Annotated in this window: 23 protein-coding genes; 13 read left to right on the top strand and 10 right to left on the bottom strand. The window is 65.6% G+C overall.

All coding sequences use genetic code 11. From position 1 onward, the window contains the following. Nucleotides 1-102 precede the first annotated feature (102 nt). The gene (locus C7455_RS14225) at nt 103-1,227 is read left to right on the top strand and encodes a beta-ketoacyl-ACP synthase III (protein ID WP_109669322.1); all 1,125 of its coding nucleotides are present in this window, start codon (nt 103-105) and stop codon (nt 1,225-1,227) included. A gap of 127 nt (nt 1,228-1,354) precedes the next feature. On the opposite strand, the gene C7455_RS14220 is transcribed toward C7455_RS14225, so the two are convergent. Continuing rightward, nucleotides 1,355-1,855: a hypothetical protein gene (locus tag C7455_RS14220; protein WP_245904340.1), complete on the bottom strand. Its 501-nt coding sequence runs from the start codon at nt 1,853-1,855 to the stop codon at nt 1,355-1,357. A gap of 72 nt (nt 1,856-1,927) precedes the next feature. Here C7455_RS14220 and C7455_RS14215 point away from each other — a divergent pair, with 72 nt between their 5' ends. Both C7455_RS14215 and C7455_RS14210 read left to right on the top strand, forming a co-directional pair. Continuing rightward, the gene (locus C7455_RS14215) at nt 1,928-2,518 is read left to right on the top strand and encodes a thymidine kinase (RefSeq protein WP_109669318.1); all 591 of its coding nucleotides are present in this window, start codon (nt 1,928-1,930) and stop codon (nt 2,516-2,518) included. Then, entirely contained in the window at nt 2,502-2,912 is a 411-nt protein-coding gene (locus C7455_RS14210; RefSeq protein WP_109669316.1) for a hypothetical protein, read from the top strand. Before C7455_RS14215 ends, C7455_RS14210 begins: the two co-directional genes overlap by 17 nt. Here C7455_RS14210 and C7455_RS14205 read toward each other — a convergent pair. The 6 genes from C7455_RS14205 to C7455_RS14180 all read right to left on the bottom strand — a co-directional run bounded on the left by C7455_RS14205 (nt 2,909) and on the right by C7455_RS14180 (nt 6,711). Then, nucleotides 2,909-3,856: a 2-hydroxyacid dehydrogenase gene (locus tag C7455_RS14205; protein WP_245904355.1), complete on the bottom strand. Its 948-nt coding sequence runs from the start codon at nt 3,854-3,856 to the stop codon at nt 2,909-2,911. The genes C7455_RS14210 and C7455_RS14205 overlap by 4 nt on opposite strands. Continuing rightward, entirely contained in the window at nt 3,853-4,194 is a 342-nt protein-coding gene (locus C7455_RS14200) for a tRNA-binding protein (RefSeq protein WP_109669315.1), read from the bottom strand. The genes C7455_RS14205 and C7455_RS14200 overlap by 4 nt, the downstream gene beginning before the upstream one ends. After that, nucleotides 4,191-5,003: a pyrroline-5-carboxylate reductase gene (gene proC, locus C7455_RS14195; RefSeq protein WP_109669313.1), complete on the bottom strand. Its 813-nt coding sequence runs from the start codon at nt 5,001-5,003 to the stop codon at nt 4,191-4,193. The genes C7455_RS14200 and proC overlap by 4 nt, the downstream gene beginning before the upstream one ends. A 30-nt stretch (nt 5,004-5,033) precedes the next feature. Further along, entirely contained in the window at nt 5,034-5,537 is a 504-nt protein-coding gene (locus tag C7455_RS14190; RefSeq protein WP_109669311.1) for a type III secretion system chaperone family protein, read from the bottom strand. Between the two features lie 218 nt (nt 5,538-5,755). Next, nucleotides 5,756-6,364, bottom strand: a complete 609-nt coding sequence (locus tag C7455_RS14185) for a DUF2726 domain-containing protein (protein WP_109669310.1) — start codon at nt 6,362-6,364, stop codon at nt 5,756-5,758. A gap of 104 nt (nt 6,365-6,468) precedes the next feature. Beyond that, entirely contained in the window at nt 6,469-6,711 is a 243-nt protein-coding gene (locus tag C7455_RS14180) for an accessory factor UbiK family protein (protein ID WP_109669308.1), read from the bottom strand. Nucleotides 6,712-6,833: 122 nt separating this feature from the next. On the opposite strand from C7455_RS14180, the gene lgt reads away from it, so the two are divergent. The 4 genes from lgt (at nt 6,834) to C7455_RS20615 (ending at nt 10,005) form a co-directional block, all read left to right on the top strand. Next, a complete protein-coding gene (lgt, locus tag C7455_RS14175; protein ID WP_109669306.1) occupies nt 6,834-7,745 on the top strand; it encodes a prolipoprotein diacylglyceryl transferase in 912 nt (303 codons plus the stop codon). Beyond that, a complete protein-coding gene (locus tag C7455_RS14170; protein WP_109669524.1) occupies nt 7,742-8,824 on the top strand; it encodes a class I SAM-dependent methyltransferase in 1,083 nt (360 codons plus the stop codon). Before lgt ends, C7455_RS14170 begins: the two co-directional genes overlap by 4 nt. Nucleotides 8,825-8,826: 2 nt before the next feature. After that, on the top strand, nt 8,827-9,582 hold the full coding sequence (gene pgeF, locus C7455_RS14165; protein ID WP_109669522.1) for a peptidoglycan editing factor PgeF: 756 nt from the start codon (nt 8,827-8,829) through the stop codon (nt 9,580-9,582). Between the two features lie 291 nt (nt 9,583-9,873). After that, nucleotides 9,874-10,005, top strand: a complete 132-nt coding sequence (locus C7455_RS20615; RefSeq protein ID WP_281269416.1) for a hypothetical protein — start codon at nt 9,874-9,876, stop codon at nt 10,003-10,005. Between the two features lie 70 nt (nt 10,006-10,075). Here the strand turns inward: C7455_RS20615 and C7455_RS14160 are convergent, their stop codons facing one another. Together C7455_RS14160 and C7455_RS14155 are read right to left on the bottom strand one after the other, a co-directional pair. Next, nucleotides 10,076-11,740, bottom strand: a complete 1,665-nt coding sequence (locus tag C7455_RS14160; RefSeq protein ID WP_109669304.1) for a tetratricopeptide repeat-containing sulfotransferase family protein — start codon at nt 11,738-11,740, stop codon at nt 10,076-10,078. Further along, nucleotides 11,737-12,237, bottom strand: a complete 501-nt coding sequence (locus tag C7455_RS14155; RefSeq protein ID WP_109669302.1) for an Lrp/AsnC family transcriptional regulator — start codon at nt 12,235-12,237, stop codon at nt 11,737-11,739. The genes C7455_RS14160 and C7455_RS14155 overlap by 4 nt, the downstream gene beginning before the upstream one ends. A 200-nt stretch (nt 12,238-12,437) precedes the next feature. Here C7455_RS14155 and trxB point away from each other — a divergent pair, with 200 nt between their 5' ends. The 5 genes from trxB to C7455_RS14130 all read left to right on the top strand — a co-directional run bounded on the left by trxB (nt 12,438) and on the right by C7455_RS14130 (nt 17,058). Beyond that, nucleotides 12,438-13,409, top strand: a complete 972-nt coding sequence (gene trxB / locus C7455_RS14150) for a thioredoxin-disulfide reductase (protein WP_109669520.1) — start codon at nt 12,438-12,440, stop codon at nt 13,407-13,409. Nucleotides 13,410-13,430: 21 nt separating this feature from the next. Then, on the top strand, nt 13,431-13,991 hold the full coding sequence (locus tag C7455_RS14145; RefSeq protein WP_109669301.1) for a hypothetical protein: 561 nt from the start codon (nt 13,431-13,433) through the stop codon (nt 13,989-13,991). Beyond that, nucleotides 13,967-14,188 (top strand): hypothetical protein, encoded by a 222-nt coding sequence (locus C7455_RS14140; protein ID WP_109669299.1) that lies wholly within the window; start codon nt 13,967-13,969, stop codon nt 14,186-14,188. Before C7455_RS14145 ends, C7455_RS14140 begins: the two co-directional genes overlap by 25 nt. A 120-nt stretch (nt 14,189-14,308) precedes the next feature. Continuing rightward, nucleotides 14,309-16,372: a bifunctional sulfate adenylyltransferase/adenylylsulfate kinase gene (locus tag C7455_RS14135; protein WP_109669297.1), complete on the top strand. Its 2,064-nt coding sequence runs from the start codon at nt 14,309-14,311 to the stop codon at nt 16,370-16,372. Nucleotides 16,373-16,518: 146 nt separating this feature from the next. Further along, a complete protein-coding gene (locus C7455_RS14130; protein WP_146200004.1) occupies nt 16,519-17,058 on the top strand; it encodes a hypothetical protein in 540 nt (179 codons plus the stop codon). 142 nt (nt 17,059-17,200) lie between these two features. Here the strand turns inward: C7455_RS14130 and C7455_RS14125 are convergent, their stop codons facing one another. Further along, on the bottom strand, nt 17,201-17,611 hold the full coding sequence (locus tag C7455_RS14125; protein WP_109669294.1) for a winged helix-turn-helix transcriptional regulator: 411 nt from the start codon (nt 17,609-17,611) through the stop codon (nt 17,201-17,203). 105 nt (nt 17,612-17,716) lie between these two features. Between C7455_RS14125 and C7455_RS14120 the strand changes: the two genes are divergently transcribed. After that, nucleotides 17,717-18,598, top strand: a complete 882-nt coding sequence (locus tag C7455_RS14120; RefSeq protein WP_109669292.1) for an NAD(P)H-binding protein — start codon at nt 17,717-17,719, stop codon at nt 18,596-18,598. Nucleotides 18,599-18,617: the final 19 nt, after the last annotated feature.

Raw genomic sequence — 18,617 nt, 5'->3', positions numbered from 1 at the left:
CTTTCGCCGCCCTGTCAAGCGCTGCCCCACCCGTGCCGCTGCGGCGCGTCTTGACCCCGCCGCCTTTCGCCGCCTTGATGCCCGGGAGTACAGAGAGACACCATGCACCAGCCCGCCATCACCGGAACCGGCGTCTTCACGCCAAGCCACGTCATCACCAACGACGAACTTGTCGCGACCTTCAACGCCTATGCCGACCGCTGGAACCTCGAGAATGCGCAGGCCATCGCGGCGGGCACGATGGAGGCCAAGGCCCATTCCTCCTCCGAGTTCATCCTCGCCGCCTCGGGCATCGAACAGCGCTTCGTCCTCGACAAGACGGGCGTGCTGGATCCGGAGGTGATGCATCCCTGGCTGCGCGAACGCGCCGACGAGGAACCAGGCGTGATGGCCGAAATGGGACTGGCCGCAGCAAAGGACGCGCTCGCCATGGCGGGTGTAGAGGCAAGCGCGGTAGACCTGATCTTGTGCGCCGCCTCCAACCATGAACGCGCCTACCCGGCGATTGCCGTGGAAATCCAGGCGCTTCTGGGGGCGGGTGGCTTTGCCTTCGACATGAACGTCGCCTGTTCTTCCGCCACCTTCGGCATACAGGCCGCCGCAGACATGATCCGGTCGGGCTCCGCGAACCGCGCCCTTGTCATCTCGCCCGAGATCTGTTCGGCCCATCTCGAATGGCGCGACCGCGATTGCCATTTCATCTTCGGCGACGTCGCCACCGCGGTGCTGATCGAGCGCGACGCAGACGCGCGCGGCCCGCGCTTCACCATCCGCTCCACCCGCTGTGCGACCGAATTCTCCAACAACATCCGCAACAACAACGGCTTTCTGCGCCGAACCCGCAAGGGCCACATGGACGACCGGCGCGACATGCAGTTCATGCAAAACGGCCGCAAGGTCTTCAAGGAAGTGCTGCCCATGGTCTCCGCCCATATCGCGGACCACATGGCCGCGGACGGCATCACCGCCGCTGACCTGTCGCGCCTGTGGCTGCATCAGGCCAACAAGACAATGAACGACTATATCGGCAAAAAGGTGCTGGGCCGCGACCCTTTGCCCGGCGAACAGCCCAATATCTTGCAAGATTACGCCAACACCTCCTCGGCGGGCTCGATCATCGCCTTCGCCAAGCATTCGGCAGACATGTCCGATGGCCAGATGGGGCTGATCTGTTCCTTCGGGGCGGGCTATTCGGTGGGATCGGTGATCGTCGCTCGCAAGCTCTGATCGCCCCTCTTCTGTGTGTCAAGACTATCCCGGTGGGTCGCCTTTGACGCGCCATCGGTCCGAGCGACAATGGCGACCGGGGCAGAGCTCCAAGGCGGATCGCAGCCAAAGGCGGCGAAACCGGCCCTCACCCCCGGCTGTCGGCCTCCAGCCGCAGCTTCATGTCCACCAGCACCCGCTGCAATTCCAGCGTCTCCTCCAAGAGCCTCCGGGCCTCGTTGACGGAAATCACTCCGTCCTCGATCGACAGGTGGTATTCCGCCATCAAGATCGCAAAGCGCTGGCTCAGCGCGATCACATGGCTGTTGACGCCCGGCTCACCCGGTGCCCGCACCGAATTGCGCCGAGCCGAGCCATAGGCGATCTGCCCGCCGTTCAGCTCCGCCAAGGCTGCCGTCACATGCGGAAAGCTCGCCGCCGCCTCAAGGGCCGCGACCGCATCGACCGGAATAAAGCGGTCGGCATGTTCCTCGGCCTCCGAGAAATAGCGCCCCAGCGTGGCCTTTGACCGTCCCGTCAGGTCGCAGGCCGCCGCAAACCCCACGTCCTTGATCAGGCGTTCCGTGTGCCGCTTGAGATAGGTCTTTGCCTTGTCGCCCATTGTGCCCTCGTCCACGGCCCCAGACATCAGGCCACGAAACCCGCTTGGCCCCCGCGGTCAATCTTGCCCGCCCCGTCGCCTTGGGGCAGAAGACCCGGCATGGCCAAGCTTTATTTCCACTATTCGACGATGAACGCAGGGAAATCGACCCTGCTGTTGCAGGCCTCCTACAACTACATCGAACGCGGCATGCGGACCTACCTGATGACCGCGAATTTCGATGACCGTGCCGGCACCGGCAAGATAGGCAGCCGCATCGGGATCGAGGCCGCGGCCGACACCTATTCCACGTCGAGCGATCTTTTCGCCATGATCGCCACCCGTCTCGCCGCCGGCCCCTGCGCCTGCGTCCTGATCGACGAGGCGCAATGGCTGACCCGCGCGCAGGTCTGGCAACTTGCCCGCGCTGTCGACGACCTCGACGTGCCGGTGATGTGCTACGGCCTCCGCGTCGATTTCCGCGGCGAGTTGTTCCCCGGCTCCGCCGCCCTGCTGGCCTTGGCCGACGAGATGCGCGAGGTTCGCACCATCTGCCATTGCGGACGCAAGGCCACGATGGTGATCCGCGTCGACGCGGACGGAAACGCCCTGACCGAAGGCGCGCAGGTCGAGGTCGGCGGCAACGACCGCTATATCTCGCTGTGCCGCCGTCACTTCCGCGAGGCGACGGGCGATGCGCCGCGGGTTTAGGTGGGCGCTGATCGCGCTGCCCTGGTTGGGCCTTTTGGCGATGGGATACCATACCCTGAGCCAAAGCATGTCCGGTTGGTGGGATCTCTCCAGCGACGCCCATATGGCGGCACGCAACGCGTTCTTCGTCGATCTCGCCTACGAGGGCTGCGTGCGCCCCGAGGCGGTGATCGCCGCCGCCGAGGCGCGCGGCTGGTATCGTGGCCCGCAACAGGATTTCCCGTGGTGCATCCGACCGGCGGGCCTGTCGGGCTGGCTGCATGTCGATATCTCGCCCCCGCTGCCGTTTTCCAGCGAGGGCGAGAACGCCGCCTATATCGGCTTTGACGCGCAGGGCTGCATGGCCGCATGGACCTATGCCAGCGGTCCGGGCACGACCTGCCCGGATCGCTAGACCGGATTGGGCAGCGCGCGCGCTTCGGCGAAGGCGATGCAGTTGTCGAGCGCCATCCGCCCCATATCCTCGCGCACATCCAGCGCGGCGGTGCCAAGATGCGGCAGGAGGGTGACATTCTCCATCGCCATCAGTTCGGGCGGAACGGCGGGTTCAAATTCGTAGACGTCAAGGCCCGCCCCCGCGATGGTCCCCGCCTTAAGGGCCGCGACAAGCGCCGCCTCGTCCACCACGTCGCCGCGCGAGATGTTGACGAAGATCGCGTGGGGCTGCATCGCCGCGAATTCCGGCGCGCCCATCAGGTGATGAGTCGCGGCCCCGCCCGGCGTGGCAAGGACGACGATATCGGCGCGAGCCAGCGCGTCGGGAAGCGCCATCTGCGTGGCCGGAAACTCGACCGTTTTGGGCGACCGGTTGGCATGGACGATCTTGCAGCCAAACCCGAAATGACACCGCCGCGCGATGGCCTGCCCGATGCGCCCCATGCCGATGACGCAGACCGTGCGGCCCGAGACATGCATGCCCAGCATCTGGGTCGGGTGCCAGCCGGTCCATTGGCCCGCCCGCAGCATCCGCTCGCCCTCCCCCGCGCGGCGTGCGGTCGACAAGATCAGCGTCAGGGCGATGTCTGCGGTGGCCTCCGTCACGGCGCCCGGTGTGTTGGTCACGGCAAGGCCAGCGGCGCGAGCGGCGGGCACGTCGATGTGGTTGTAGCCGACGCCGAAATTGGCCAGCAGCTTGGCGCGGGGCGCGGGCACCTCGGCAAAGGCCGCGGCGCGAAAGGCATCGCCCAGCGTCGGCAGGATCAGGTCGTAATCCCGCAGTGCGGCGACACATTCGGCATGATCCATCGGCGTGGTCACGGGGCGGCAGGTCACGTCGAAGCGCGCCGCCGCATCGGCCATGACGCTTTCGGGAAGGCGGCGGGAGATCAGCAATTTCAGCACATCTTTTCTCCGTTCGGCACGGCGTGATCGGGGCCGATCAAGACAACATTGCCCGCCGCGTCATGCAGGCCCAGCACCAGCGCCTCGGACATGAAGGGGCCGATCTGGCGCGGGGGAAAGTTCACCACGCCCAGCACCTGCCGCCCGATCAGCGCCTCGGGCGTGTAATGGGCTGTGATCTGGGCGGAGCTTTTCCGCTCGCCGATCCCCGGCCCGTAATCGACCCAAAGCTTGATCGCGGGCTTCTTGGCCTCTGGGAAGGGTTCCGCGCGGGTCACGGTGCCCACGCGGATGTCGACCTTGAGGAAATCGTCGAAGGTGATCGTGTCGCTCATCCCTTCAGCTCCCGGCTGCGATAGGTTGCGGCGGCGACAGTGGCGCGCATCAGCGGCATCAGGCCCGTGCCCGCGTCCATCAACACGCCAAGCCCCGCCTGCGTCGTGCCATTGGGCGAGGTCACGTTGATGCGCAGCTGTTCGGGCGTCTCGGCGGCGGCCTCGGCCAAAGCGCCCGCGCCCGCGACGGTGGCCTTGGCCAGTTGCATGGCCAGATCGCGCGGCAACCCCTCGGCCTCGCCCGCCGCGGCCAGTGCGTCGATCATGTAGAAGATGTAGGCAGGACCGGAGCCCGAGACGCCGGTGACCGCATCGATCTGGTCCTCATGGTCCAGCCGCACGACCTGCCCGATGGCGCTGAGCAGCGCCTCGGCCAGATCGAGATCGGCGGGCGTTGTGGCGGTGTTGCCGATGATGGCAGTGATCCCTTTGCCCACAGCGGCAGGCGTGTTGGGCATGGAGCGGATCACGCGGGTGGCGGGACCGAAGGCGGACTCATAGGCTGCGATGGATGTTCCCGCCGCGACCGAAAGAACCAGCGTGGCCCCGCCCCCAAAACGGGCCACCAGCGGCAGGGCATCGCCCATCATCTGCGGCTTGACCGCCACCATCAGCACAGCCGGGTCGGCAGGCAGGTCCGCGTTGACCTTCACGCCCTGCGCGCGCAGCCAGTCGGACGGGTGCGGGTCGATCACATGCACCGAAGCTTGCGGAAGCCCCCGGTTCAGCCAGCCCTCCAACATGGCCGAGCCCATCTTGCCGCAGCCCAGCATGACCAGCCCGCGGCTTGAAATATCTGCGAAATCCATCCCGTACCCCGTCTTGTTCGGGGGCAGAGGTTAGGCGCGGCCGTAGGTCTCCGCAATGGCGACCTGCATCGCCTGTTCGGGCGTGCGATTGCCCCAGCAGGCAAGCTGGAAGGCCGGATAATAGCGTTCCGACGCCATGACGGCAGTTTCCACCATGCAGGCGATCTGGTCGGCCGAGGCCAGCTGTTCGCCCGCCAGAACAAGGCCGTAGCGATACACCATCAGCTTTTGCCCGGCCCAGTAGGTAAAGGCGCCTGCCCAGCACCGGTCATTGGTCAGGTTCAGCGTCTCGTAGAGCGCGGGCAGCGTATCCTCGGGCGGTTCCATCTCGAAGGTGCAGATCATGCGCAGCGTCTCGTCATAGGCCGACCAGGCGAGCGTCACGGAATAGGTGCGCCACTGGCCTTCGATCGCCATGGCGATCTGGTCATCGGTGATGCGGTCGAAATCCCACTCGTGATGGCTTGCCAGCGTCTCCACGATATCAATGGGATGCAGGTCTTCGATGTCCAGATACTGCTCGGAATGCGACATTGCCCAGGCCTCGTGTTGTGGCAGCCGAGCAGGCCTTGGGTTCCTGTCCAAGACGCCCGCTAATGGCTGGGTGCCTTTCATACCGGTGGGGGCTGATTGCCCATCACCTACGAAATATGGTGCGGCGGTTGAGGCAGTCTGTAAAGCAGTATTTTTGTGACGGACAGGGAGAGTTCCCCCATGGGCAGGGGTATCCACAAGATATTGCGGGGTGTGGGTTATTCTGCCGCTAACTGTGTGGGGATGCCGAGGAGGCGGTGAAGATCGCCTCGCTGACCGTGGGTGAGGCCGCTGGCAGGGACTTCGATGTAGGGGAGGCCAGAGAACTTGCAAACAATGCGCTTGGCGTGATCCCTATCATGAGCGTTGCCAAGAAAGTGACCGCTACCTTGATATTCGATGACGGCGACAGGCTGCCCGTAACGATCAATGATCAGAAAGTCTGCAACTTTGCGCTGAACGGCGTAGAAAGCTGCAGATTTGATCTCTTCAAGATCGGCGCGCGCCGTCGCTTCAAGGAAAGCACCGAATGCGACCTGTGCAAACAGGCGGTGCCCGGCCCCGCTTTGACCGACAAGGCCGTGCAATTCACGATACAGCGCGAATTCCGGCTTGTTCATCAGGCGCTTCTTTCTCCAACCGACCTTCTGTGCCAGTTCGCCACCGGCCGACTTCGCTTTACTCAGTTCTTGCGACAGACGTTCGCACTCGCGCCGCGCCATGTCGCGTTGTGCCTTGAGCCCGCTCATGAGCGCGCTCAGCGCAATAAATAGACCGATCATGACGAAGATCATGATCGTATTGAATTGAAAGAAGAATTCTATCATCGGACCCGTCTCATGGAAACACGACGGCAGGTTCGACGTTTGTTGCGCCAAAACTGTGGTCGAGTTGCGGAGAGATCAGGACGAATGATGGGGCGCAGGGAAGACTAACCCTTCGCTTCAAGCGCCGCGATCCGGGCCTTCAGCGCCTCGTTCTCTTCGCGCGCCTTCTGCGCCATGGCGCGCACCGCTTCGAATTCGTCGCGGGTGACGAAATCACGGTCGGCCAGCCAGCGGTCGATCAGCGACTTCATCGCCGTCTCGGCCTCTTCCTTGGCGCCCTGGGCCACGCCCATGGCGTTGGTCATCAGCTGGCTGATGTCTTCCATGATCTTGTTGCGGGTCTGCATGCGCACGCTCCTTGGCTTTCGATGCGGATATGGCCCCGCGCGCGTCCCGGATCAAGGTTGACTTCGCCGCAGCCCCCGACCACCCATGGCGCCGACCCAGACACTGGAGCGTGATCCCCCCAATGCCCTTCGCCATCCCCTTTCCCGACCTGTCGCCCGATCTGTTCACGATCTCCATCGGCAGTTTCCAGTTTGCGCTGCGCTGGTATGCGCTGGCCTATATCGTGGGGCTTGTGGCCGGTTGGTGGCTGATCGTGCAGGCGGTGAAACGCCCCGCGCTGTGGCCCGGCGACACGGCCCCGATGCGCCCCGACCGGGTCGAGGGATTGCTGACGGCGGTGGTGCTGGGCGTGATCCTTGGGGGGCGGATCGGTTTTGTGGTCTTCTACCAACCCGGCTACTACCTGCAGAACCCCGGCCAGATCCTGCAGGTCTGGCAGGGCGGCATGTCGTTTCACGGCGGGTTGATCGGCGTGGCGCTGGCGGGATATCTTTTTTGCAAGATTAACAAGGTACCGCCGCTGCAGGTGGCCGATGCGATGGCGATGGTCGTGGCCATCGGGCTGGGCCTCGGGCGGCTGGCCAATTTCATCAACGCAGAGCTCTGGGGGCGCCCGACCGATGTGGCATGGGGTGTGATCTTTCCGGGCGAGGCTGCGCAAGCCTGCCGCGGTCCGGTGGGCATCGTGGCGACCGAATTGGGCGAGATGTGCGCGCGTCACCCCTCGCAGCTCTATCAGGCGGGCCTCGAGGGACTGGTGATGGGCGCGGTCTTGTTGTGGCTTGCGTGGTCACGCGGCTGGCTGAGGACGCCGGGTGCGCTGACGGGGATGTTCTTTGCGATCTACGGCGTGGCGCGCTTTGCAGTGGAATTCGTCCGCCAGCCCGACGCGCAATTCATGACGCCCGACAATCCCGTCGGATTCGCGCTGGCCCTGTCGCCCTCGGTCGGGCTGACCATGGGGCAGATCCTGTCTTTGCCGATGATCGCGGCCGGTCTGTGGCTGGTGGCGCGGTCGCGGCGGGGCGCATGACGGGGCTGAAACACAAGCTGATCGCGCGGATCGCGCGGACCGGACCGATCACGGTGGCCGATTACATGGCCGAGTGTCTGCTCCACCCCGAGCATGGCTATTACGCCACCCGCGATCCGCTCGGGGTGGCGGGTGATTTCACCACCGCGCCCGAAATCAGCCAGATGTTCGGAGAATTGATCGGCCTGTGGCTGGCGCAGGTCTGGCTGGATCAGGGCGCGCCTGACCCCTTCGTGCTGGCCGAGCTTGGGCCGGGGCGCGGTACGCTGATGGCCGATGCCCTGCGGGCCGCGCGGTCGGTGCCGGGGTTTCTTTACGCGGCCCGCCTGCATCTGGTCGAGGCCTCGCCCACCCTTCGCGCCGTTCAGGCCTCGACGCTTGCGAGTCACGCTCCGCAGTTCCACGACAGTATCGCCGACCTGCCTGAGGGGCCGTTCCTTTTGATCGCCAACGAGTTCTTCGACGCCCTGCCGATCCGCCAGTTCCTCAAGGCCAAAGGCGCCCTATGGCACGAGCGGATGATCGGCGCCGAAGGTGACCGCCTGATCTGGGGGCTGGCCCCTGCCGCCCCGCATGCCGCGCTGTCTGGGCGGGCCGCGACCGTCACCGAGGGCCAGATCGTCGAGACCTGCGCCCCGGCCGAGGCCATCGCGGGCGAGATCGGGCGGCGCGTCGCGAGCCATGGCGGCGCAGCCCTCATCATCGACTATGGCGGGTGGGACAGCATCGGCGACACGTTTCAGGCGCTCGCAGCGCATGCCCCCGTCGATCCGCTGGACAGCCCCGGCACGGCCGATCTGACCGCCCATGTCGCCTTTGGCCCCATTGCGCGGGCAGCACACCCGGCGCGCGCCAGCGGGTTGACGCCACAGGGCGTGATGCTGGAACGGCTGGGCATCACGGCGCGCGCGCAGGCACTTGCCCGAAACTTGCGCGGGGCAGGCCTCGAAAGCCACGTCGCCGCACACAGGCGGTTGACGCACCCGTCGGAGATGGGACACCTTTTCCGGGCGCTCGCCTTGACGTCTGCCACCGCGCCGCTGCCCCTTGCCCTCGATCCCGGCCCCACATGCCCCTGACAGTGACCCTCGACATCCTGACCTCACCGCTTCTGGATGGCGTGCGGCACGGGTTTTTCGCCCGGCGCGGGGGGGCGTCATCGGGGATATTCGAGGGGTTGAACTGTGGCGGCGGATCGTCGGACCAATCGGAAATCGTGGCGATGAACCGCGACCGGGTGGCTGATGCGATGGGGGTCTCGCCCGACCGGCTGATCACCGTGCATCAGGTCCATTCCGCGCAAGCCGTGACGTTGGATGCCCCCCCCGTCGACCGGCCGCGCGCCGATGCGATCGTGACCGCGACGCCGGGGCTTGCCATCGCAGTGCTGACCGCCGATTGCCAACCGGTGCTCTTTGCCGACCGCGAGGCGGGCGTGATCGGCGCGGCCCATGCCGGGTGGCGCGGCGCGCAGGATGGCGTGCTCGAGGTCACGATCGACACGATGGTCGGCATGGGCGCCCGGCGCAGCGCCATCCATGCCGTCATCGGTCCCTCGATCAGCCAGCGCGCCTATGAGGTCGGGCAGGAGTTTTTCGAGCGCTTCATCGATGACGACCGGGCGAACGCCCGCTTCTTCGTCAATGGCGCGGATGGCAAATATCTGTTCGACCTGCCGGGCTATGGTCTGGGACGGCTACGCGAGGCTGGCGTGGCGGCCGCCGAATGGACACGCCATTGCACCTATGCCGACCCTGAGCGATTCTATTCCTATCGCCGCGCAACCCATCGCGGCGAGGCCGATTACGGGCGGTTGATCTCTGTGATTCGGCTTTGAAGGACGGCAAAGCGGGTCGCACCAACCCGATTGTTCCCCCTCCGTCGCCAATCTGGGCGGCTTCGTGACGGCAAAGGCCCTGCGCTTGCCGCAATGCGCCGCGGATGATCCGTAAAGTTCTCGGAAAATCCAAGAAAACAAGGCCGGAATGCGACCCCTCTTCGCCACAAAATCGCCCCGAGAATTTACCGCACGTTGAAGCTTTCGCCCTATCCCTGCCTGAAACCCGGTGCAGTTTCGTCTCAAGCCCGGCCACGGGCAAGGTCACGAAGAACGCAAAGGACGAGGCAGATGAAAACGCAGCGCTGGATGAAATCGGTTCTGGCCCAGGCCCAGAAAGAGCAGATCGAAATGCCCTGGGCGCGCGCCAAGCGTGCCAAGCGGCGGGCGGCGAAGCCCGTCCAGGTCAAGGCCGCCGGATAAGGCGGACCGGAACCCGCGCGAACCCGGCGCGGATGCTTGCAAGAGGGCGGCCAGAACGGCCGCCCTTTTCCTATCCGAAGCTGTACCTTGTCGTCTCCAACGCCTCGATCAGAGGCGTGAGCGACCCTTCGAAGCGCCGCCATGCCCCCACCGACCCGCGATTGATCGGCTGGCGCACCTGTACGGAACTGAGCGTCATGACCTTGCGATCCGTCCGCTCGGGCGCAAGGCAGGCCGGGTCCCACGAGAGGCCACAGAACTCCAGCAGGGCGCGGACATGCGGTTCAGGGTCGGCGGTCAGTGCGTCATAATCAAGGACATGGATCGCCTCGGGCATCCGCGCGCGCCATGCGGCGATGGCGGCGTCGAACAGGCGGATCTGGCGCGCGATGTCGGTCAGGTCATTGGCGTAGCGATGCGTGCCGTCGCGGAAAAGGTTCTTGTAGATCGACAGGCCCACGTCGCGCCGGTCGCGTTCCAGCACGACAAATTTGGCATCCGGCAACACGTCTCGGGTGTAGCCCAGCGCCGCATAGGTCGAGATCGACTTGTCCGTGATGCGTCTGCCCTGCGCGTCATCACCCAGCTTGGCGGTCATGCCCTCGACATAGGTGCGCCCGATGGCCGCCGCGTCGAAAGGCGTTCTGGCGGTGAACCAGTCGCGGACGGCCGGATGCAGGATCGGCGACAGTAGGCCCGCCTCACCACCTGCCGCAATCTGCGGATGGGCGGCGAGGATCGTCTCGACCAAGGTCGTGCCCGACCGCGGCAGACCTGTCACGAAGATCGGCGCCGACCCGGCATGGCCGTCCTCGCGCGGGGTCCAGGCCGCGATGGCGTCGCGCAAGAAACCGTGGTCTTCGTCGAACCCCCAGGGAAATCTCTTGCGCGTCATGCTGTTGGCCCGGTCGAGGTGGCGGAACACCTCGTCGTCGCGCCCCTGATCCTCCAACGCCTTGGCCAGCGCAAAGGACATGTGGCGCACCGCCTCGGGGTCCGATCCGGCCTCGGCCACCCGCCGTTCCAGTGTGTCCACCTCGGGCGCGCCGGGGGCTTGCCTGCGCAGGCGCATCAGCGCAAGCCAAGCCCGCGGATGGTAGGGTTTGGTGTCGAGCACGGCGCGCAGATCGGCCTCGGCCGCGTCCAGCCTGCCCGAGGTCTCAAGCATGGAGGCGCGCATGACCAGCAGCCTTGCTTCGCCGGGCTGGGCAGCCAGCCCCTTCCCGATCACGGCCAGCGCCGCGTCGACGTGATGGCTTTCGTAGAGACCGCGCGACCAGGCTTCCCAGACCGCTACGGGATCGGCGGCGTCCTTGATCGCTTGCAAGAAGAGCTTTTCCGCCTTTGCCCCGCAGCCCGCCCTGACCTCGGCCAACGCTTTCTGGATCGTCGTGGTCGTCTTTTCGGACAAGATCACGCCCAGCCGCCGCGCCTCGGCCACGGCTTCGGCCTTGTCGCGCCCGGTCAGGACCTCGATCAGGGCGGCCCAGATCTCGATCTGTCTCGGCTTGAGCTTGAGCGCCCGGCGGAACCAGGTCGCGGCCTCGGGTTTGCGGCCCGCGCGGGCGGCGATGCGGCCCATCTGGAAACAGGGCTCGGCCAGTTCGCGTTGCTTGAGGATGGCGGTGTAGATCTGGGCGGCCTGCTGGATCTGGCCTGCGTTTTGCAACCGCACGGCCTGCTGATAGGCTGCCTGTATCTGTTGGGCCTGAACCGGGGTCTGGCTTGCGCTCATGCCGTCTGGCCCAGACGGTCTTCCAGCACATCGAAGGGCACGCCCGGCGCATCCTTGGCGCCGCGGATCACCAGCGAGGTGCGGACGCTGGCCACATTGGGCGCAGCGGTCAGTTGACCGGTCAAAAAGCTCTGGAAGGTGGAGAGGTCCGGGGCAACGCATTTCAGGATGAAATCGATCTCGCCGTTCAGCATGTGGCATTCGCGGACCAGCGGCCAGTCGCGGCAGCGGTTCTCGAAGGCGATCAGATCGGCCTCGGCCTGGCTGTGCAGACCAACCATGGCAAAGACCTGCACCTCGAATCCCAACATGCGAGGATCGACATCGGCGTGATAACCGCGGATGAAGCCAGCCTCTTCCAGAGTGCGGACGCGGCGCAGGCAGGGCGGGGCGGAAATGCCCACACGCTTGGCCAGTTCGACATTGGTCATGCGGCCATCGTCCTGCAGTTCGGACAGGATTTTCCGGTCGATCGGGTCGAGCTTGGTCTGTGGCATCTTGTCCGGTCCCCTCGAGCGATTTTCGATTCTGAACGCAGAAATCGCCACTCGCGCAACTTTATTTCACACCCGCGCAACAAATGGAGCATATCGGCCCGGCGTGCAACCCTCTGACGCAGGGCTTTCGCCCGGCGCGGGACGGAAATATATCCGAGTCAGACCAAGCACCAGACCCCGTGCCGCCCGAGGAGCCACAGATGACCGACGCCATCCGCCACACCCGCCTGTTGATTATCGGCTCAGGGCCCGCGGGCTATACCGCCGGCGTCTACGCATCCCGCGCGATGCTGAACCCGATCCTCGTGCAGGGTATCCAGCCGGGCGGGCAGTTGACCATCACCACTGATGTGGAAAACTGGCCCGGTGACGCATCGGTGATGGGCCCCGACCTGATGGTGCGCATGGAACATCACGCCAAGGAAATGGGGACCGAGATCATTTCCGACCACATCATGTCGCTTGACCTGTCGGTGCGGCCGTTCCGGGCCGTGGGCGACAGCGGCACCACCTATACGGCGGATGCGGTGATCCTGGCGACGGGGGCACAGGCGAAATGGCTCGGACTGCCGTCCGAGGAGCATTTCAAGGGCTTCGGCGTGTCGGCCTGCGCGACCTGCGACGGGTTCTTCTACCGCGGGCAGGAGATCGTGGTGGTCGGCGGCGGCAACACGGCCGTCGAGGAGGCGCTGTTCCTGACCAATTTCGCCTCCAAGGTCACGCTGATCCACCGCCGCGACAGCCTGCGGGCCGAAAAGATCATGCAAGACCGCCTGTTCAAGAACCCCAAGGTCGCGGTCTTGTGGAACCACGAGATCGACGCGGTGATCGGCGGCGACAATCCGCGCGGCGTCGAGGGCGTGCGCGCGAAACATGTCGAGACGGGCGAGATCACCGAAGTGCCTTGCAAGGGCTTTTTCGTCGCCATCGGCCACGCGCCCGCGACGGAACTGGTCAAGGATCAGCTGGAATTGCACAATGGCGGCTATGTGAAGGTGGAACCGGGCACGACCCGCACCTCGATCCCCGGTGTCTTCGCGGCGGGCGATCTGACCGATCATGTCTACCGGCAGGCGGTGACGAGTGCCGGTATGGGCTGCATGGCGGCACTCGATGCCGAGAAATGGCTGGCCGAGCACGAGGCGGATCAGACCGCCGCCGCTGCGGAATAATCCGCGTCTGCAACGGGAGGAGTGCGCGACAGGACAGAGACGCCACAACCCTTCCCTTCGTCTGCGGCCGTTGCGTGGCTGCGCAGCGTCACCGCAGACCCGCTTCGCGACAATATCGACCCGGCGTCCATCCGGGCACATGTCGACGATTTGTCGGGCCTTGACCGCGCGCGCCTGCTCGCGCCGCTCTGGGGCCCGCACCTTGCGCGAAATCCCGGTGAAATCCCCCGCGCGCTCCACACCGTGCTTTTTGCGCTGGAAAGCCCGCTGTCCGACAGCCGCGGCACCGCCCCGATCTTCGATGGCGCGGCAGCGGATGTGGCGCTGAAGGGCCTGGCCGTCAATATCGACTGCAGGCCGCCCGATCATGTCTTCCGGGAGGTGCCGGGCCTGAGGACGACACCCCGCCAAAGGTGGCACGCGCGGCTTGGCCATCTTGCAGGGCTGGTCCTTCGGCGGCTGATCGAGGAACCGGGGCCGCAGGCCTTGCCGACAGCGCGCCCATTCCACACCCCGACACGTTTCGCATTCTCTGGCCCGGGGCGCAGAGCCTTGCGATGCGGCGCGCCCTGCTGGAGCTGACGCACCCCGCGGCACGGTGCGGCGGGCGCTGGCTGCTGCTGGCAGCCGGTGGGCATATCCATATGGGCACCGGGCGGCTGGACCGGAATGGCACGCCGCTGGACCTGCCAAAGGTCAAACGCGGCGCAACCGCGCGCAGCGACGATCCGGTGATGGACCGGATCTGGGCGGCGATCGCAGCGCATGGGCTGGGCTGAGCAGCGCGATCAAGAGCGTTTCGTGCGGATTCGGCAACAATCTGTTCAAGTTTGAACATACCCCTTTTCATAGCTGCGCCTCGCATGTATGTTCAATCATGAACAAACTCTGAGCACCCCATGCCCGCCGCCGCGACCACCCTGCCCGAGGAAGACCTGCTCTTCCGTCTCCTGCGCCAGCTCGATCTGGCGCCGGAGGCGTCGCAGCGCGCGACAGCACAGGCGCTCGATATCAGCCTCGGGCGGCTCAACGCGCTGTTGCGCGCGGTGACCGACGCCGGGCTGGTGCGTCTTTCCGACCGCGACAGTGCCGACCGCCGGTCGCGCGTGGCCTATGCACTGACCGCGCGCGGGGCCGCAGAAAAGGCGCGCCTGACCGACCGTTTCCTTGCCCGAAAGCTAGCCGAATACGATGCCCTTCACGCCGAACTGACCGGCACGGGCAGCGGCCTTCCTTCCCTCAAGACCAGGACCCTGATGATGCAGAACCACCTTGCCCCGATCCCGGAACTCTATGTCTCCGCCGACAGCGCGCAAAAGCTCAAGCGCGAGGCGGCAGACCTCGTGTCGTGGGACCTGACGCCGCGCCAGACCTGCGATCTGGAATTGCTGATGAACGGCGGGTTCAACCCGCTCAAGGGCTTCCTCGGGAAAGACGACTACGAAAGCGTCGTGGAAACCATGCGGCTGGCCGATGGCGCACTCTGGCCGATGCCGATCACGCTGGACGTGTCCGAGGATTTCGCAGGAAAGGTCGAACCGGGACAGGACATCGCGCTGCGCGACGCCGAGGGTGTGATCCTTGCCATCCTGTCGATCAGCGACAAATACATCCCCAACAAGGCGCGCGAGGCGCTGATGGTCTATGGCGCCGATGATGTGGCGCATCCGGCCGTCAACTACCTGCACCATGTCGCGGGCCCGGTCTATCTGGGCGGCGCCATCACCGGCATCCAGCAGCCGGTGCACTACGATTTCCGCGCCCGCCGCGACACGCCCAACGAGTTGCGCGCCTATTTCCGCAAGCTGGGCTGGCGCAAGATCGTGGCCTTCCAGACCCGCAACCCGCTGCACCGCGCGCATCAGGAACTGACCTTCCGCGCCGCCAAGGAAGCGCAGGCGAACCTGTTGATCCACCCCGTCGTGGGGATGACCAAGCCGGGTGACGTGGACCATTTCACCCGCGTCCGCTGCTACGAGGCGGTGCTGGACAAGTATCCTTCGGCCACCACCACGATGAGCCTTTTGAACCTTGCCATGCGGATGGCCGGCCCGCGCGAGGCGGTCTGGCACGGCCTGATCCGCAAGAACCACGGCTGCACCCATTTCATCGTCGGCCGCGACCATGCCGGCCCCGGCAAGAACAGCCAAGGCGTCGATTTTTACGGCCCTTATGACGCGCAAGTGCTGTTCAAGACCCACGAGGCCGAGATCGGGCTTGAGATGGTCGACTTCAAGCACATGGTCTACGTACAGGAAAAGGCGCAATATTACCCTGCCAACGAGGTGCCCGAGGGCGATACGATCCTCGACATTTCCGGCACCGAGTTGCGCCGCCGCCTGCGCGAGGGGTTGGATATTCCCGAGTGGTTCTCCTTCCCCGAGGTGGTCAAGGAACTGCGCCGCACCTCACCACCGCGCAGCCAGCAAGGGTTCACGGTGTTCTTCACCGGCCTGTCCGGGTCGGGCAAATCGACCATCGCCAACGCGATGATGGTCAAGCTGATGGAACAAGGCGGCCGCCCCGTGACGCTGCTCGATGGCGATGTGGTGCGCAAGCATCTGTCGAGCGAGTTGGGGTTCAGCAAGGAACACCGCGACATCAACATCCGCCGCATCGGTTATGTCGCCTCCGAGATCACCAAGAACGGCGGCATCGCCATCTGCGCACCGATCGCACCCTATACCGCCACGCGCCGCGCCGTGCGCGAGATGATCGAGGCCTTCGGTGCCTTCATCGAAGTGCATGTGGCCACCAGTCTCGAGGAATGCGAACGCCGCGACCGCAAGGGACTCTACAAGCTGGCGCGTGAAGGCAAGATCAAGGAGTTTACCGGGATCTCCGACCCCTACGAGGCGCCGACAGCGGCCGAACTGGTGGTCGATACCGAGGGAATGGACGTGGATTACTGCGCCCAGCAGGTGCTGCTGAAGCTCGAATCGATGGGCCTGATCGCGGCCTGACGCGCGCGTTTCCCGGATTGCACGAAGGGCGGCCTGCGGGTCGCCCTTTTGCGTAAAGCCCGACGCGGTGGGGAACGTTTCGGCGTTCGGGCGGGTTGGATCACGTAAGGCGAGCATGTCCGCGCGCGCTTACGATGGAACATGACATGAAAACCCACATGAAATTCGGCGCCTCCGCGCTTGCCCTCCTGCTGTCCACGGCGGCCTTTGCCGCTGTCGACCAGATCCGGGAAATCGACGTGACGGCCGACGTCTCCGCGATCCAGAACGAAGCGGCCGCCCTGTACTGGGGCAACCTGGAGGCCGATCTCGAAGCCGCGATCGCTGCGCGGGTCAGCGGCCTGATGACCGAAGAGGAGCGTGCGGCGACGCAAAACATCACCAGCGCCAATAACTCCGAGCCAAAGGACGGATCGACCATCCTCGTCGACATCCGCGAGGTCGAGCTGACCAACTCTTTCGGGCGGGCTCTGAACCTCGGGGATGCGGTCCTGGTCGGACAGGTGAATATCGTGGACCTCGCCGACAACAGCAACGCCGACGGCTACGAGTTGAGCGTGTCGCTGGAAACCGCCAACGTGGTGGTCCCAGCCGGGCAGACCATGATGCTGAACGCCGACGACAGCGTGACCTATCACCTGCTGGTCGACGCCTTCGCGCAAGCGGTGGTCGACCGCCTGAACTGAGCGGCAGGACTGGCGCAGCCGTGAAACACGCGGCTGGGCCAGTGTTGCAACCGCATCGGACCCGACACTTTTGTCGGTGCGGAGGGATCGGCGGCGGGCCCCGGCCGTCGACGAATCGCTCCGCGCAGGGATCGTCGTCACGCTAGGGTGCGATAGCTACGCCACTGACCGCACCGCCCGCACGCCTGCGGTCCGCAAGGATCGCAGGTGCCTGCGCAAAAGCCCATTCGACCAGCGGACCGAGGGCCATGATCAGTGACAGACCACGCGCGGTCAGGCCATAGGTCACCGATGGCGGCGTCGTCGCCTCGACCGACCGCCATATCAGCCCGTCGGCCTCCAGCGTCTTGAGCGTCCCCGCCAGCATCCGGCGCGAAATGTCGGGGATGGCACGGCCCAGCGCGTTGAACCGATGCGGCGCGTCCTTGAGCGTCAGCAAAAGCAGGAGCGACCAGCGATCCCCAATGCGATCGAGCACCTGCCGGACCGGGCAGGTGTCAAGATCGCCCGACCAGCCGTCGATGCAGACGGCCGCCGATGTCTTGGTCGTCATGGGCGGTTCCTTCGATGTTACCTTGGCAGGTGAACGTGCCTTCTGGCGGTCTCCGCTTGCAGTCTCTAACTGAGACCAGAAACCAAAACAAGACCGGAGACCACGATGACGGACCACCTCACTTCCCCGATCCTCGTCACCGGCGCGGGCGGGGCGCTTGGCCGGCTCGTGCTGGCCGAACTGATGGCGCGCGGCGCGACCGACCTGCGCGCGGGCAGCCGCAGTCCGGCAGCGCTGGCCATCGCCGGCGCGACGCCCGTTCGCGTCGATTTCGAAGATCCCGCCAGCCTCGATGCCGCATTTGCCGGGGTCGAGCGGCTGTTGATCATCTCAACGGACGCGCTGGACGGCGCGGGCACGCGGCAGCGCCAGCATCTGGCCGCCGTGGCCGCTGCCGCCCGCGCGGGCGTGGGCCATGTGGTCTATACCTCGATGCCAGCGCCTGCGGCCGACCATCCGATCTTTTTCGCGCCCGACCATCTGGCCACGGAGCAGGCGATCAAGGCCAGCGGCTTGGGCTACACGATCCTGCGCAACAATTGGTATTTCGAGAACCTTTCCCTCAGCCTGCCCTCGGCGCTGGTCCATAGCGCGCATCTGACCTCGGCGGCCGAGGGGCGCATCGCCCATGGCGCGCGCGCCGATTTCGCCTCCGCCGCCGCCGGAGCCCTGCTGGAAGAGAAAGACAGTGCCACCTACGAGCTGTCCGGCCCCGAGGCGCAAACCGTGCCCGAGCAATTCGCCGCGATCAATGCAGCGCTGGGAACCGACATCGCTGTCGTGCCGATGGAGGATGCCGCACTGGAGGCGACGCTGACCGGCGCAGGCGTGCCCGCACCCTTGGCGGCCCTGCTGGTGGGCGCGGACCGCGCCGCGCGCGAGGGGCGGATGGCCACTGTCACCGGCCATGTGGAGCGCCTGTCGGGTCGTGCCCCGCAGCGGCTTTCGGCATGGCTCGCCGCCAATGCGGATCTGTTGCGCGGTTGATGACGGACGGGTCGGAGCG

The sequence above is a fragment of the Roseicyclus mahoneyensis genome, assembly GCF_003148775.1.
GTDB classification, from domain to species: Bacteria; Pseudomonadota; Alphaproteobacteria; order Rhodobacterales; family Rhodobacteraceae; genus Roseicyclus; species Roseicyclus mahoneyensis.
Note: the sequence above shows the minus strand (reverse complement) of the source record. Positions and strands in the feature narration are given on the sequence as shown.